Consider the following 16,716-nt stretch of genomic DNA (forward strand, 5'->3'; position numbering starts at 1 on the left):
GCTAGCATCTCAGGAAAAATCTGGTTTCGCCATAAGCTGCTTTGAGTTATGCCGTCACCCGAATGGTAAACTGTGCCGAAACGCCGTTAGCAGAAGTTACCTGGATAATGGCAAAGCCTGTTTTGCTTGTAGCTGTTACCAGGCCGTTTTCATCCACATCGGCTACGAGTGGCGACAGAGATGTCCATGTGACATGGGGATCAGTTGCGTTGCTCGGGGTGATAACGACAGCAAGCTGAGCGGTTTTGTTCCGCTTAACAGTGGAACTGCCGGTAATCTTGAGAGCGGTAACAGGAACTTCCTCACCTGCTTCTACAAGCCCATCTATAGATGCCTGCAGTGCGGCTGCCGCTGTGTCAACGGTCTCCTGAGTGGCTTGGTTGTCTGCGACTGTGCTCTGGGCTGCTGCGAGGGCTTCGGCAAGGGGTGCCCAGCTCTCTGCGGTGTAGTCAGATTCAGTCAAAGCAGAAGCCTTCGCAATCAAGGCATTCAGTGCGGCCTTATCCACAGGAGTGGATTCTTCGGTTACCGTTACATCAATAACCTCGGTGGCTATTTCATGATTATTGGGCAAGCCATACCAAGTCACCTTGACTTGAGTTTCACCTTTCTTGAGCGCGGAAACCGTAACCGTTTGACTATCGGTGACTGTTTCATGGCTTACAGAGGCAATATCCTTGTTTACAACAGCGATTTTAGCAGACATGACAACATTGGTGTTCATGCTCAGATTGAAATCCTTGGAACTGCCTTTTTCAATTGTCAGCTTATCTGTGGAAAGACCATAATCTGTAGAAGCACCAGCTACGAATACAGTAATGATCTTGGAACCCAACTCCTTATCATTCTGCCCATACCATGTCACCTTAATCTTGGTTTCGCCCTTGCTCAGAGCGGATACGGTAACAGTTTGATCTGCTGTAACATTTGTATGGCTCACAGAGGCAATAGTAGCGTCATCAACCGCAATCGTTGCCTTGATAGCTTCTGAGCCCATGGTAAGATCAAAGCTGTTGGAGCCGCCTGTCTCAATCTCAAGACTGTTTTTGGATACTCCATAATCTGGATCGGGAACAGTTCCAGAAGCCTTGAGGGTAATGGGTCCGTTGTAAACCACAACCTCTGAGCTTCCATTTACCGTTGCCTTCGGGTGGCTGAGGGTTATCTTCACCGCTACCTCCTGATCTGTGGCAGGGCGGCCTGTCAGAGTTCCATCCTTATTGATATAAGGAGAATCCGATTCAAACTTGACGGTATAATCATAGGGAACAGCCAGCTTGATATCCTGCGAAATCTCGGTAGGAATGTTGCCCGGTAAATATTCAGCGACTGCTGCAAAGGCATCGTTGAGCACATCCTGATCGGTTCTGCCGTCTGTATCAGTGATGTCAATGAACTCGCAGTAAGCATCCAGCTCTGCGGCACCATTTGCAAACAAGCCTACCTGAACATTCTTCACCAAGCTTGTTTCGCCGCGCCGTCTTCCGTCGGCGCTCTGAACCTGCTTGAAGTTCAGGCCATCTTCAGAATACCATGCCGTATACTCGGTTCCTTTTCTCTGGAGCTTATAATAGAGAACCAGAGGAGTATCTTCCTGTGGAATTCCCGTTGCGGTGCTGATGCTGCCGTTAGAAGCACCCCCGATTTCCGGAGCCATGGACATGCTGCGGTTGGAGCCCTGATAGCCTACCCGGATGTAGTTATCCTCATCCTCCCAGGCAAGCAGCATCACGTGGCGGTTTCCAATACGGGTGGGGAGATACAGCTTTGTGGTAATGGTCCAGTCGCCGCCGCCGGGTCTGGTAAATACGTTGTTCCAGTTGCGGTTTGTCCCGCTGATGCTGCCGGGAGACATAGCGAGCTTGAGCCCGTATCCCGGGACAGCGGTATAAGAATCTTTATTTTCGTTATTCACTGTCCATTTGTCATCAATTATGCCTTTAACGAAGGAGGATGAAGTAAATTTATCTTCGAAGGCAACGATATACACTTGTTCGGCGATTCCGGTTCCGGATACCTTAATGTATACACTGCCGGGCAATAGGGCGGGATTTATCCCGTTAGGGGCAGGTGCGAAGGAGCCCTCCTTGCCGGTTGCGGAATACTCCACGGTCACGCCATCAATGGCAACTGCCTTGACAGCATACGCAGGGTCATCGGCGGATATATCCGAAACAATCGGGCAGGAATAATGCAGTGTATTTCCATCGAAACCTTCAATGGAGTGGCCGCCAATTGTAATGTCGGTAAGGCCGGCATCTCCCTGCACATAGACTACAAATTCAGTTTCGGCGGATACGCCGTCGGGGGAGGTAACTTTTGCAGTAATGGTGGCTACGCCCGCCTTCTTCATGACAATGGGGCCGGCAGAGAAAGCACCGGAATCTGTTTTATCTCCTACCTGAACCACATCGGGGCGGTTTGAGGCGTATTCAATGGTATAGGATGCGGGAAGCACCTCTTGGACACCAATCTGGGGCAGATTATCCGGATTGTCTATACGGCTTACCTTTCCGGCACTGTCCGGCATGTCCCACGAAGCGGTGGAAGCATTGACATCATCGGGGTTTACACCGATGTCTTTACCGGGAACATTGTTGATAACCCGAGTACCATAAAGCTTTTCGTTGGCCATAGTGACTGCCACGTTGGGCTGAATGGTATTTTCCAGCTCACTTGTGCCAAGGTCAAAGAGAACACGTTCGCTCACGCCGTTTTCTTTGGCATTGTCGCCATGTTGAGTGGGCTTTACAGTGACGATAGAAGGATCTTCACGAATAAAACCATCCGTCACGGTGAATTTCTCGGAAAGATCAACGCCCTCTTTAAGCTCACTTGAGCGGGCAACCCATAAGGTCCATTCGCCTGCTGGCAGAACATAGCATTCTTTGTCTTCATCATACAAAGCCAGATCAGAAACCTTGACAGGAATGGATACAGTTTCACTTCCGTTGGCGGCGATTTCCACCTTTTCAAATCCAACAAGGCGCTTGAGGGGGATTTTTGGATCGGTTCCTGCGCCCGGGGATACGGCGTAAACCTGCGCGACCTGTTTTCCGTCCACATTGTTGGTGTTGCTGATCTTGAACTTGACGTCTATAACACTATCCATTGTGATAGCTGCACCGTTGCCTAAATCCAGAGCGCCGGCAGCTGAGGCACCAAGAATGGATTTTTCGCCATCGGCTTTGGCATAAGCAACATCTGCATAGCTCAAGCCATAGCCAAAGGGATAGATAGTGTCTTCAACATTATACATGTAAGTACGGCCGCCCTTGTTATTAGAGGGATACAGGCTGTAATCGAAGAAACCGGGGGTATCGCTGATCATATCTTTAAGCCAAGTTGCGTTGGTACGGCCGGAGGGATTGTTTTTACCGGTGATGGCTTCGCCAAATCCGGTTCCTTTCCGGAATCCGTTAAAGCTGGACCAGAGAATTGCATCGGCATTGTTGACAATGCCATCCTCCATATGAACAGGGCCATAGGTTTCCATGACCAGAATCAGTTTTTTAGGGTTCTTTGCTTTGACCTGCTTGATGAGCTCCACCTGCGCCTGGGCAAGGTGCAGATCGGTGCGGTCTCCGTCTTCTCGGGAGTCTCCGCTGCCTTGACCAACAACCACAATAGCAAGGTCAAGATTCTCTTCTACGTTATCGAGCGCAATATCCTTTGCATCAAGAGCCGTAAATCTATTGCGGTTAACCGAAGAGCTGTAACCATAGTGGTAGTCGATTTTAAGATTGTCACGTGCAGCCTGATTGTAGGTGGCTTCATCTTTAAATGCAGTCTTAATCGCCTGCTCGATGGTGACAAGATTGCTTTCGTTTGAAAGCCTGGAGGAATATCCACCACGGAAGTTGCTCTGCCCAACAGGGCCGATAATGCCAACCTTGAAGGAACCGGCAGCCTGCTTGATAGACTCCTCTGTGATGGGAAGGGCGTTGTTTTCATTTTTAAGCAATACGATGGTGGATCGGGAAAGCTCATCCGCCAAATCGATTCGTTCCTTGGTCTGGCCTGCGGCGCCGTTGAGATAGCCGCCATTCATGCCAGCGCTCAAGCGGGCGGCGCCCTCGGTGATGTACTTGTTTTCCTGATCAAATTCACCAAGCTGCATCCGCTTGGTCATCAGGCGGTGGGCAGAGACATCCAACTGCTGCTCTGTAAAGAAGCCCTTATCTGTGCGGATCGGGCGTCCATCCTGATTCAACATCATCTTTTTATAATTTGAGGCATAGCTGCCTAAGCCATCGGTCTCTCCTGCGTTACACTGGAGATCCAATCCGGAGGCCATTGCATTGGCATAGGCTTCCCCAAGGGTATAGGGCGATGCTGTAAGAGGATTGGTCTTATGAACATTTCGGTTGAAAGATGTTGCAACCGAATCACAGTCCGAAACAATGTAGCCGGAAAAGCCAAAAACCTGGCGCAGCAAGGTATCCATATAGAAGCTGCTGAAGGAGATGGGGATACCATTCACACTGCTGTAAGCCATCATTACCGATGATACATCGGCTTTATCCACAACAATGCGATAAGGGCGGGTGTAATACTCCCTCATCTCACGCTGGGTGACATTATCGGCGCCGCTGGTATAACGGTTTTTCTCACTGTTATTGGCCGCATAATGCTTAATGGTTGTAACGGCCTGCTTGATGCCCTGACCGTTGCTGTTGGTGACTATGTAATCCCCGTTAATATCTTTGCCTTCAACGCCTTTGACGAAAGAGGCTCCCATGTTGCCTACAAGGAAGGGGTCCTCTCCGTAGCTCTCGTCGTTGCGGCCCCAGCGGGGATCGCGAGCGAGGTTAACAGTGGGTGAGAACATGGTCAAGTTATACTTGTTGCCTTTCACCCTCTCGCGGATTTCGGAGCCGATGGCTACGGCCTCCTGATAATAAAGGTCAGTATCCCAAGATGTACCCATGGAATAACTGGAAGGATAGGATGCGCCGTCTGTTGTGATTCCAAACCATCCCTCCTGGGAATAGCCGTGGAGTGCTTCGTTCCACCACATATAGCTTGCGATGCCCAGCCTCGGGATCGCGCTGGAGTTGTATCCGGCTGTCTGAGATGCTTTTTCTGCCAAAGTCATACGAGCCACCATATCTGCGGCACGTTCTTCATAGGAATAGCTCTCATCTTGATAAATCGGGGGAGTTGCAGGGGCAGCGGTCATGGGCGCAATATCGGCCGCGGCTGCTGTTATCTGCATAGAAGAAAAAGTTGGGCAACAACTAAGGGTAACGACTGTTGCGGTTACTAACGCCAAAAATCTTTTTTTCACCTTCGCTATCTCCTTTGTATTCTCTTTTCTCGGTTTAACATCTCCTGCTTGTGGTGAAGCTTCTTGCCTCATCTGGGAACGTGGGCAGCGGTTCCAGAGAATGTGTTCACTTTCTAATTAAAATTCACGTCCTTTCCCGATTCCCGGTAATAATCTTCCTCTAAAGCACCTCAATGCTTCTAGGCAAAAAGAACATAGCGAAAATGGATGCGCTAAAATGCTCGAGCACATTTAAAAGTAAATAAGAATTAATTCTAAATTTTGTTTTATTTAAACAATATTTACCGATAAATAAAAACTGTTTTTAATAAAAACTATTATTTTAAGTGCTCGAGCACAACTTTGGATCAACCAATGCACTTAAATTTAAAGGATGGCAGCTGTGGGCAAAGTTTTTTGACCACAGCTGGTTTAAAGGCAAAAAGTTGCTGTGTTTCACTCGATTTCGTAAGGCCACTCGCTGATACCGCCCAGATTATACACCTGCTGGTAGCCCATCTTCAAGGCTTCTTCCAAGGCGGTTTGTGCCCGGCCGCCAACGGCGCAATAGAATATAAGCGTTGTAGTTTTATCCGGCACCTGTTTTAAAAGATTTGCACCGATTTCTCCTACCGGAATATGGAGCGCACCGGCAATGTGTCCTTCTGCCCATTCTTCGTCGGAACGCACATCAATGATTATGGCGCCGCGATAGTTGTAATCCTCATAAGCCTGCTCCGGCTTAATGTTATATTGCCGAATATTGTTGGTATCAACAATGCTATGCGTATAATCGGCTCCTACCATCAGCAGTTTTTCATTTCCAAAGATCACATCGTACAAATCCTGTTGGGTATACTCGTCCATTTTGTTGCATTCCGCGCAGTTGGTTATTGTAAGAAGGCGCCCCTTGTTGCAGGCAGCTATAATTTGGTCAAGATTAAAACCCAGGGAATTAATGTTGAGGGGAAAAAGAGTTGATGGGTCGGTGCCGTTAATTTCTGTCAGTGGTTTATAAAACCAGATTTCTCCAGATTCAGTATACATGACAAACGGCCTGTCCGGGTCATCTTTCATTTGGCCAACCACAAAAAATGTATCGCCCATATTTTCTAGGGAGTTAAAGATGCAAAGATCAGCGTAGCCCTCGTAATATTCATTGTAGTTCTTCCAGCTCCATGTGACACCGTCTGTACTAATAAAATAATCGGTCTCTTTGGTAATGGCCATGATCATTTCATCATTTGCCTCTATGGAGATGATATCATTTTGGACCGGCAGCTGTATTTGGCTCCAAGTAGTTCCTTCCGAGGAGGAGAGAATGGTTCCGCGGCTGCCTCCAATGAAAAACGTGTTGTTAAAAGAGGTGGCTGAGTTTAGATCCTCCTTACTATCGGTGTTGATAAGAGAGAAATCTTTTCCGTCAGCGCTGTAAAGGATGGTACCATTATCCCCACAGACCAGAATTTTCCCATCTCCGCTCCACATTCCTTTAAGATCCTGATCGGTGAAAGATTTCTGGTTTTCCGCTATATTGTTCTCATCTATGCGTGTTAACCGCCCTCCAGATCCTGCGGCCCAAAAAAAAGTTCCATCAAAGGCCGCTGAATAATAGGTCCCATCCTTAACGGTCTGCTGGCAATTTTTGTTCACTGTGTCAAGATTTGGCGGACTGACTGGAGGGGCCCAGGTGGTGCAGGCTGAAAAAGAAAAGAGTATACCAATTGTTATTGCAGCCAGGGGTGCTACACGCTTGCTCATTGCTATTCCTCCTCATAAGACATAAATGAAACAAATCGCTTACTATCTACTATGTGCTCGAGCACAATTTTTGACAGTAAACATTTGTTTCATTTTAGCTAAACAAGATGAACGATATTAAGGAATAATATCCAACGTAGAACACTGCTTGGGGCTAAAGCCTGTTGGCAGAAAAAAATTATCATAAAAATATGTAAAAATTACATATTTTTTATGTGAATTACGAATATATTCTATAACTATTGTTTTGGTTTGTCAATAGATGCAAAATAAACTAATTATCTGTGACGTTGCTCAAAATAAACTATAAAAATTTTTATATTTGCCGTAAAACATTATAAGAGCTGTTCTCTTGAAGGAGTGTGCTTCGAACATCTGTAATGCTTGGATAGAATAGGAGAAATATACTTGCATTTCTTGTCTTTCTTAGGGATTGGTGTTTACCACAGCATTAAATCAAAGTTACGTTATTATCATGCAGAAGGATCTAGTTAAGAAATAAGATCTATAGCCAAACAGCAGGCAGAGTTTTAACACCCTGTCTGCTGTTTACTTCGCCCATATATAATTACATAGACCAGCTATGCTAGAGGTGCGGCGGCATACAAATTGGCAACAAGCCCCACGCCAGTTCATCTCCTGCAACTATCTGGTCAGACACTGCTATATGCCTTTTTCTGCCGTATCTAACAACGGTTTTTATATTTAGTTGAAATGATTTTTAGGAATAATAGTCGTTAAAATATATCTACCCCAATAAAGGGGATATTTCCTCTGTATATAAAAGCGTTAGCTTGTGCATAGCCCGTGTGCAGGCAATATAAAGCAGGCTCCTGTCATATTGCGTAAAATAAGTGGCCTCATCCACATAAGGGACTATGACCTCATCAAATTCCAGGCCCTTTGCCATCTGTATGGATGTGATTGATATACCATTGAGAAAATGGGTGCTTTCCGGCGAAATTAAGTTTACATCGCAGTGATACGATAGCTGGTTGTAAAGCATGCTTGCCTCATGATTGGTTTTTGTAATAATCCCAAGCGAGGAATATGTTGTTTGAGAAAAGGCTTCAATCCCGGCTTTTATACGCATAAACTCATCATTTTTATTCTGACATTTAATTATCGTGGGGGCTTCTCCATGACGTTCTATGGCTTCTATTGTTCCTGTATTGTTGATCTGCTGGGCAAAAGAGATAATCTCATAGGTAGAACGATAACTTTTTAATAGTTCAACCAATTCAGCCGTATTGTATAGCTGCCGTATATCGTCTAGTGTATGGAGATGATTGGGGTTGATAAATTGGCCGAAATCCCCCAAAATTGTTTTTTGACATTTAAACAGCAGATTGATTACCGCATATTGGATAGGCGTATAATCCTGCATTTCATCAATAACCAAATGTCGAATTGTTCCGCTCTCCTTTAAACCCTCGTAAGCAGCATGAAGATAAATGAAGGGAAAAACATCAGCCCATTCCAATGTTCTTTTTGCGGGCATAACAAGCATTTCCGGCTTCTCGATATGCCTGTAGAATTCTTTATAGAGGGATAGTGTATCTCTCATTTTTAACATTTTGCTTAAAGCCTTCAGAATGGTTCTGCTTTTTGGAATATCTTCTTCCATGTAATTGTCAGTATCAAAGCGGTCAAAAATATCATCTGCAACCATCTGCAAACGCCGTTTGACAGGGTATTTGCTATAAGCAAGAAAACGTGTTTTTATCGCATCTGCTTTTGCAGTAAAGCGCCCGTAAGTATAGTCGGCAGGTTCAAAAATCATGCCCGGCATTTGGGCAATGAAGCTGTCCATTTGCTTTACGAAATCCAAGGTAGACTTAAAGCGCACACGTTCTGCCCATGTGCTTTCATTTGTTTCCAGCGGGTCTTTGTCTATTTCAAATCCAATGACACCCTCCAATTGCACGTTGGCTATATCAGAAAAGCTTAGCTCACCAATCGGTTCTTCGCCAAGCTCCGGCAAGACATTTGAAATATAATCCCCGAAAACCTTGTTTGGGGACAAGATCGTTATATTTTTTGCGGACAATCTATCTTTGAAATGATACAGCAAAAAGGCAATCCGATGAAGGGCGATGGAGGTTTTCCCGGAGCCGGCAACGCCCTGAATGATAAGCGTGCCTGCTTTTTCGTTACGAATAATTTGATTTTGCTCCTTCTGAATTGTGGCAATAATAGATTTCATTTTTTCATCAGAAGTATGGCTCAATTCTTTCTGCAGAAGTTCATCTTGAATATTGACAGAACTTTCAAGAGCATATTCCAATTTGCCAGCTTTAATTTTAAACTGCCGTTTACGGGTTAAGGCACCTTCTATTCTCCCTTGGGGAGCGTTGAAACCTGCCGGGCCAATTTCATAATCATAGAACATACCGGCGATAGGCGCACGCCAATCCAATATTAATAATTCATTTTCGTGAATGAAAGAAAAGCGTCCAATGTAGTAGGCCGTTGATTCTTCAGCAGTGGCTTCCTGGAAGTCTATACGGGAGAAATAAGGCGACTCCTTTAACTTAGCAATTTTCTCCCGCATGCCTACCGCAAAGGCTCCGGTATTATCAATGCGGTTTAATGCCAATTCATTTTGAAACATTTCGTGCGGGTCAATTTCTCCGCGATTCTCCACCATGTAGCGCTTAAACTCCATGTATTCTCCGTCGAGCCGGCCAACATCGGCATCCGCTTCTTTCAAAGCATCATCCAGTTTGCGATTTGTTTCTTCTAGATGGAGTATTTCATCTGGAAAGGGCATGCTGCCACTTGTATCTTGAGCCGTAGCGCCTTGGTTACTCCGGCTAAATTTCTCTCCTGTGCTCATCGGTTTTCTCCTTCGGCAAAACAAATCGTTGTGTTGGGTAACCGAACTCCACCAGTAACTCGGCCTCTGCAAATCCTAATTCCATAATTGCTTTACGGTGTCCGGTATCTGCTTTATCACCCTCTCTGTATGTGGTAATACTAATTTTCTTTCCTTTGAGCAGTTCGCTCATTGCCTTATCAAGAAATGCTTGAGGAATCCCCTTTTTACGGTAAAGTGGGTGCGTTCCCATAAAATCAATGCTTCCCGTTTTATAGGAAAACAGCATGGCTCCAATTGCAATCTTATTGTCTTTCAATAGCAAGGCTTGTTTGGTTTTGATTCGCTGTTTTAATACCTGTATATATTCATCTTCATGCAGATGTGGAAAACCGTCAATAACCAGCCGAACCAGAAGCATCCAACAGGGTATATCCTCTTCTGATGCAAAATCAATATTCCATTGGGCGTTATCTTCATGATCCAGCATATCGTATCCTGCCTCAAATTCAAATTTTACTTGTAGAGGATAAAATTTTTCATTATCCCGATACTTGTTGGGAGGTTGCTTATACATGGAAGTGAAAATATTTGTAAACGCCTGTTGGCTTTCGTATCCAGCAAGCAGAGCAATATCAAGAATTGGCTTATTTGAAAAAACCAGCAGCTTGGCGGCTTCGGTTAGCTTCCTGCGCTGAACATATTCATGAATGGTGAGCCCAATGGTGTTGGCAAACATACGGTGGAGATGGTGTTTTGAATAATGAACTGCGTTTGCTACAATATCCAAATCGATTTTTTCAGTTAAGTGGGCTTCGATATAATCAATGGCTAAGGCTGTATTCTTGATGCTGTTATTTACCATTTCGTTTGGCCTCCTTTCAACTGATGCTATGCGGATATACCACAGTATACCAAAATCAAGCGATATAATTTTAATTATTCTTGCTCTTTTGAAAATCCCAATAGCTTAATCACCTATCAATAACTAAACAACGGTAAGTAGTGTGCTGTTTTTCCACAAGAAGTGCAGTCGTCTGGCTATCCGGCCTATAAGGACAGCCCGAAACGTCACTAAACAGTTGGTACTTCTTAAAATCCACCTCATGAGCTTCTTTCAGCAGCGTTTCCGGAGTAAAGCAGCAATTCCATATAGAGTATTCCCTCACTCTGCTCTCTGTAATTACAGTGGTTTGCTCAAGTGTTACAATGTCGGAATACTTGTACTGTGTATGCAATGAAAGATACTTTTCAGCACTCCAGAATCCCCCACTCTCATAAACCTTTTTACAGAATATGCACTGACCTTATGTTGCTCTAAGAATTTTTGGTGGGTAAATAATGGAGCACCTGTATTGGTACCCATTTAGGCTACAGAAAGTAAAGAAAAGAAGATTAGGTGATTAAAATCACATCTTTTTTGCATATAGACCCAATATTCTGATTAGGAAAATCCTATATCCGAAAGAATATTCTCTTTCTTATTCTCCTGTTACTATATATTTGGTTGGTGGCGCAGCATCCAGTTGCGCCATTATCCATTTCATTGCCTAAGCTGATAGAATGAGAGGACAATAGGCCTGGCGGTTATCTCCAAGGACTTCGCGTCCGTTGAAAAGTCAGTCAGTCATCCTCTCGCTCGCAGCGTTCGATTTGTGCAGGTAGAGCCGCCATCCGGCGCGTTCGTGTCATCAAACAGATAGAATCGGCAGTGAGAAAAGGATGGTACGCCAATTGTAAATCTGTGATGGGAGCGTGGGGTTATGAACGCAGTCGGGATAGATATTTCCAAAGGGAAAAGCATGGTGTCGGTTCTTCGTCCCTTTGGGGAGCTGGTGGCAAAGCCCTATGAGGTACGCCACACCTCCAGTGAACTCAGCGAGCTGACAAAGCGGCTGAAAAGTCTGGAGGGCGAGACGCGGGTGGTTCTGGAACACACGGGGCGGTACTATGAACCGGTGGCCCAGATGCTGCATGACGCCGGAGTTTTTGTCAGTGCGGTCAATCCGCTGCTCATCAAGGAATACGGGAATAACTCGCTCCGTAAGGTCAAGACGGACAAAGCGGATGCGCTCAAGATTGCCCGGTATGGCCTTGACAACTGGGCCGAATTGCGCCAACATACTCCTATGGATACGATTCGCTACCAACTGAAAAGCATGAACCGGCAATATGGTCTGTACACCAAGAACAAGACGGCGCTGAAGAACAATCTCATTGCCCTGCTTGACCAGACCTACCCCGGAGTCAACGCCCTCTTTGAAAGCCCCGTTCGTGCGGATGGCAGCCAGAAGTGGGTGGATTTCGCCGCGTCCTTCTGGCACGTGGACTGCGTAAGGGGTATAGGACAGATCTCCTTCGTGGAGCGTTACCGCAAGTGGTGCAAGCGGCACGGATACAATTTCAGTACCGCCAAAGCTGCCCAGATTCACGCGGAAGCGAAAGAACTGATTGCCATGCTGCCGAAAAATCCGCTGTCCAAAGTGATGGTGCAGGAAGCAATTACACAACTGGGTACCGTTTCCAAAACCGTGGAGGTGTTCCGCGCGGAGATGAACCGGCTCGCACAGGAGCTTCCTGAATACGAAGTGGTTATGGGGTTGTATGGTGCCGGAAAATCTCTCGGGCCGCAGCTTATGGCGGAGATTGGCGATGTTCGCCGCTTTGCACACAAGGGCTCCTTGACGGCCTTTGCAGGGGTTGACCCGGGCGCAAACCAGTCCGGAAGCTACGAGGCGAAAAGCACGCGTTCGTCAAAGCGGGGCTCTCCGGAACTGCGAAAGACGCTCTTTATCCTCATGACAATCCTGCTGCAAAAAGCGCCCCCAGACGACCCTGTGTTTCAGTTTTTGAACAAAAAACGAGCCGAGGGTAAGCCCTATCATGTCTACATGACCGCTGGCTGTAACAAATTCCTGCGTATTTACTACGGCAGGGTAAAGGAATACATGAATACTCTGGACAAGCCTGTGGATATGGATTCCACTGGGCTATCTCGCTAAACTCGTTCCGCATAGCTTTGGTCGGCGCTACTGGCGGCGGCCTATTAGTGTTCCACCTTTTCGCGTTGCTGTTTTTCTTCATTTTCCTATTGACTTCTTATTTGCAGGCTTATCATAATACCAGCCCTGAGCGTTAACGAGGACATCGTTTATTCCATACGCATATACTGGATTGCAGTGAGGATTGCTGCACCTATTAATATTAATAATAGTAGGAGGTATTTCATGTCAAATAATTATGATTCATCCTATCACTGCAATCCGTGTGATTGCGGCGGATGTTGCTGTGTTGGTCCGCAAGGACCCAGAGGCCCCATGGGCATTCAAGGTCCTGCAGGTCCTCAGGGTATTCAAGGCCCCACCGGCTCAACTGGTGCTAATGGTGCCACAGGTGCCACAGGTGCAACTGGCGCAACAGGCCCCATCGGCCCAACTGGTGCTAATGGTGCCACAGGTGCAACCGGCGTAACTGGCGCAACAGGCCCCACCGGCCCAACTGGTGCTAATGGTGCCACAGGTGCAACAGGCCCCATCGGCCCAACTGGCGCTAATGGTGCCACAGGTGCAACAGGTGTAACTGGTGCAACAGGCCCCACCGGCCCAACTGGTGCTAATGGTGCCACAGGTGCAACCGGTGTAACTGGTGCAACAGGCCCCACCGGCCCAACTGGCGCTGATGGTGCCGCAGGTGTTACCGGTGCAACAGGCGCAACAGGCCCCACCGGCCCAACTGGCGCTGATGGTGCCGCAGGTGTTACCGGTGCAACAGGCGCAACAGGCCCCACCGGCCCAACTGGCGCTGATGGTGCCGCAGGTGTTACCGGTGCAACAGGCGCAACAGGCCCCACCGGCCCAACTGGCGCTGATGGTGCCGCAGGTGTTACCGGTGCAACAGGCGCAACAGGCCCCACCGGCCCAACTGGTGCTGACGGTGCCGCAGGGGTTACCGGTGCAACAGGCCCCACCGGCCCAACTGGTGCTGACGGTGCCGCAGGCGCTACCGGTGCAACAGGCCCCACTGGTTCTACCGGCGCAGACGGCGCGACAGGTCCCACTGGCCCTACCGGCCCAACCGGTGCTGACGGCGCGACAGGTTCCACTGGCCCTACCGGACCAACCGGCGCTGACGGCGTAACAGGTCCCACTGGCCCTACCGGCGCAACTGGTGCAACAGGTCCTACCGGAGCGGCTGTCCAGTTCAGAGGAATTCAGGTACAAAGCACAGTGTTGGGTGGCGCGGATATCACGGCAGGTGCTCCTTTGCTGATGAACAGTGTGCTTATCGACAATAACCCGAATTTCAGTTATAACGCGATCGCAGGTGAAGTTACGATCTCGGCTCCAGGCACTTATTATGCGTCATGGTGGGCATCCGTCGATGGAGCCGCAGGCAGTGTTTTTATAGATATTGCGCTTCAAGTGAACAATACAGGAGATGTAAGCGGTATCATGCCAGTTATTACCGGCCAGGTAAATGGTTCGGCACTGCTGGAAATTATCACAGCGCCGGCAACTGTTCGGTTGGTGAATGCAACTGGTGTAGACATTACTTTGTCTCTCACCCCGGTGCAGGTCAATCTTGTATTGGTAGAAGTGATTTGATATTGGTGGGTTGGTTTTGTTTTTCTTGCCTGATACGAGCGAGGGGAGAAGGATAATCCTTTTCTATCTGCATGCATTCGGATAATATAATGACTAAATTGAGGCCTAGGATACTGTTGTATTAATAAAAGATATTTATCTTCTGGATATAACGAGTATAGACACATACAGTGCAATTTGTAAGTGTTTTAGTTATAACGGTTGATTAAAAATATCAACTAAGGTTTATAATTAATTTTTTCGATGCAGTTGCTGAGATGTCCCCCAAAAGCATGACGAAACAAATTGAGAGAAGTATTGTGGTTGGAAAGGATTTCTGCCACACTAGGCGGCGAGAATAATAATCGCACAAAAAAACAAGACCCTCACAGTCTGGCCGCTGCTGTTGCAGCAGCGGCCAGACATGCGCCTTAGAGATGAAAACGCATCTGCTAAGACCTGTGAGAGCCTTCTTGCCGTAGTTTTATCGTGACTGAAGATAGACTGCAAGAGCTGCATAGGTGTTATCCCCGCTGGCAAAGTGTGATAACGACTGTGGGCTCTTGTGCTTTTTCGGTTCAGATGCCCCATGCCTTTAAATAGATTCGGCAATCGGATTGCTTCGTAAGACCGCTGGATGCTGAGGGGGTACAGGCCTACCGGCTTGAACCAAGTTCTTTCGATTCCTCCCGGATTGTTCCCACGTTCAGCTGTATGATTTTCTCAGGCATAGCTGCAGTCTTCTTTGCAGAATTGTTGTCTCATCAACTCCAATTCTGCCATCTGGCTGCCTTCTATGTCTTTTTTTATTTGCAAGACTTATTGTACCTTTTAGGCTATAGAGCTACCCACATACTGAAAGCGATCCGGGCTAAAGGGCTGCACATCGCAGGAAAGAGGCGTTTCGGTTATCATCTCAGCAAGCAGCTTTCCTGTTATAGGCGCAAGGGCAATGCCATCGCCTTCATGCCCTGTTGCCAGATACACGCCCGGCACTCTGCGGGTGGGCCCAAGAAGCGCTATACCGTCGGAGGTATAGGGCCGCAGGCCCGCAAAGGCCCGAATAACCCCTACATTTTTCAGCAGCGGAAAGAATCGAACGGCCCGGCTGGCAATGGCCTCAATGGCCTCCAACGAATTTGAGCGGTCAAAATCAGCCCATTCGCGGGTTCCGCCAATGAGAAGCCCGCCATCCTTTGTCTGGTGAATGCTTAAAGAAATCCCCATACGCAAAATGCTTGGGTCAGTGATGGCCTCGGGCATAAATTTGATGATGTTGTAGCGTGCGCATTGGAAGGTGCACCCCATAAAATGCCCGATGGGCTCTGTAACCAAAAGCTGGCCTCTTCTGGGCAGAACCGGCAGCTCCAAACCAACCAGCCGCCCCACCGCCTGTGACCATGCGCCGCAGGCTATAACCACCTTGGAGGTTTCAAAAACCTCTCCGTCGGCTGTGATAACAGCGGTAACAGCCCCTGCACTGTTGCGGCGGATTTCGGTTACTTCTGTATGGTTGCGCACAGTGGCCCCCAATCGTTTGGCGGCATGCAGAAAAGCCATTGTCAGGCGGATAGGCTCCACCTTGCCCCCGCAGGGAGCATAAAGGGCACCGTAAAGATCGGGAGCAAGCATAGGCTCCATTTCACAGGCCTCTTTGCCGCTGATCATGCGCATATTGATGCCGCTTTTGCGCTGCTGCTCCCCAATAGCGCAAAGCATATCCCACTGGGCTTTATCCTCGGCGGGCTGCATGCCGCCGCAATTGGCCAAAAATTCTATATCCTCCCCCAATTCATCCGAAAGCCCCTGAAACATCTCAATGGATTTCACCGCCAGATCCATTTGGGGACCCGGCTTTTTGGTGTGATAGCTGACCACCCCATCGGTTGCACCGGCAGAACCTTGGGCATGGTCGGTTTTTTCCAGCAGCAGTATCTTTTGCCCTTGCTTGGCAAGATAATAGGCAACGGAGCAGCCAATAATGCCCCCGCCGATTACCACCACGTCGTATTTAATCATCGCTGCTTCCTCCCAAGGTTCCAAGCTTAATGGGGCGCACTGGGGTACGGCTTTTCTGGGGCAAAATCTCTGCAGGGTTTATGCCGGTTTCCTCCGCAATAATTCTCTGAATAACCCGCTCACAGGTTTTACCCTGACACAAGCCCATGCAGGCATGGGTGCGCCGTTTCACACCATCCACTGTAGTGGCTCCATCCGCCACAGCGGATAAAATCGCCTCACGTGAAATCTCCTGACAACGGCAAATCAACACTTCCTCCTCCACA

At 47.7% G+C, this 16,716-nt stretch carries 8 protein-coding genes; 2 read left to right on the plus strand and 6 right to left on the minus strand.

Features of this window, described 5'->3' with window-relative positions; all coding sequences use genetic code 11:
- Nucleotides 1-46 precede the first annotated feature (46 nt).
- The 4 genes from U6B65_11425 to U6B65_11440 all read right to left on the minus strand — a co-directional run bounded on the left by U6B65_11425 (nucleotide 47) and on the right by U6B65_11440 (nucleotide 10,713).
- The gene (locus tag U6B65_11425) at nucleotides 47-5,290 is read right to left on the minus strand and encodes a glycoside hydrolase family 3 C-terminal domain-containing protein (protein WRS26932.1); all 5,244 of its coding nucleotides are present in this window, start codon (nucleotides 5,288-5,290) and stop codon (nucleotides 47-49) included.
- 435 nt (nucleotides 5,291-5,725) lie between these two features.
- The gene (locus U6B65_11430; protein ID WRS26933.1) at nucleotides 5,726-7,030 is read right to left on the minus strand and encodes a rhodanese-like domain-containing protein; all 1,305 of its coding nucleotides are present in this window, start codon (nucleotides 7,028-7,030) and stop codon (nucleotides 5,726-5,728) included.
- A gap of 748 nt (nucleotides 7,031-7,778) precedes the next feature.
- Nucleotides 7,779-9,803, minus strand: coding sequence for a 3'-5' exonuclease (locus U6B65_11435; GenBank protein WRS28949.1), 2,025 nt, complete (start codon nucleotides 9,801-9,803; stop codon nucleotides 7,779-7,781).
- Between the two features lie 43 nt (nucleotides 9,804-9,846).
- Entirely contained in the window at nucleotides 9,847-10,713 is an 867-nt protein-coding gene (locus U6B65_11440) for a helix-turn-helix domain-containing protein (GenBank protein WRS26934.1), read from the minus strand.
- Nucleotides 10,714-11,611: 898 nt separating this feature from the next.
- Between U6B65_11440 and U6B65_11445 the strand changes: the two genes are divergently transcribed.
- Both U6B65_11445 and U6B65_11450 read left to right on the plus strand, forming a co-directional pair.
- Nucleotides 11,612-12,850, plus strand: a complete 1,239-nt coding sequence (locus U6B65_11445; GenBank protein ID WRS26935.1) for an IS110 family transposase — start codon at nucleotides 11,612-11,614, stop codon at nucleotides 12,848-12,850.
- A gap of 225 nt (nucleotides 12,851-13,075) precedes the next feature.
- On the plus strand, nucleotides 13,076-14,452 hold the full coding sequence (locus tag U6B65_11450; protein ID WRS26936.1) for a hypothetical protein: 1,377 nt from the start codon (nucleotides 13,076-13,078) through the stop codon (nucleotides 14,450-14,452).
- Between the two features lie 810 nt (nucleotides 14,453-15,262).
- On the opposite strand, the gene U6B65_11455 is transcribed toward U6B65_11450, so the two are convergent.
- Both U6B65_11455 and U6B65_11460 read right to left on the minus strand, forming a co-directional pair.
- Entirely contained in the window at nucleotides 15,263-16,450 is a 1,188-nt protein-coding gene (locus tag U6B65_11455) for an FAD-dependent oxidoreductase (protein ID WRS26937.1), read from the minus strand.
- On the minus strand, nucleotides 16,443-16,715 hold the full coding sequence (locus U6B65_11460; protein WRS26938.1) for a (2Fe-2S)-binding protein: 273 nt from the start codon (nucleotides 16,713-16,715) through the stop codon (nucleotides 16,443-16,445). The genes U6B65_11455 and U6B65_11460 overlap by 8 nt, the downstream gene beginning before the upstream one ends.
- Between the last annotated feature and the right edge of the window lies 1 nt (nucleotide 16,716).

It is taken from the genome of Oscillospiraceae bacterium MB08-C2-2 (assembly GCA_035621215.1).
GTDB lineage: Bacteria > Bacillota > Clostridia > Oscillospirales > Ruminococcaceae > WRAV01.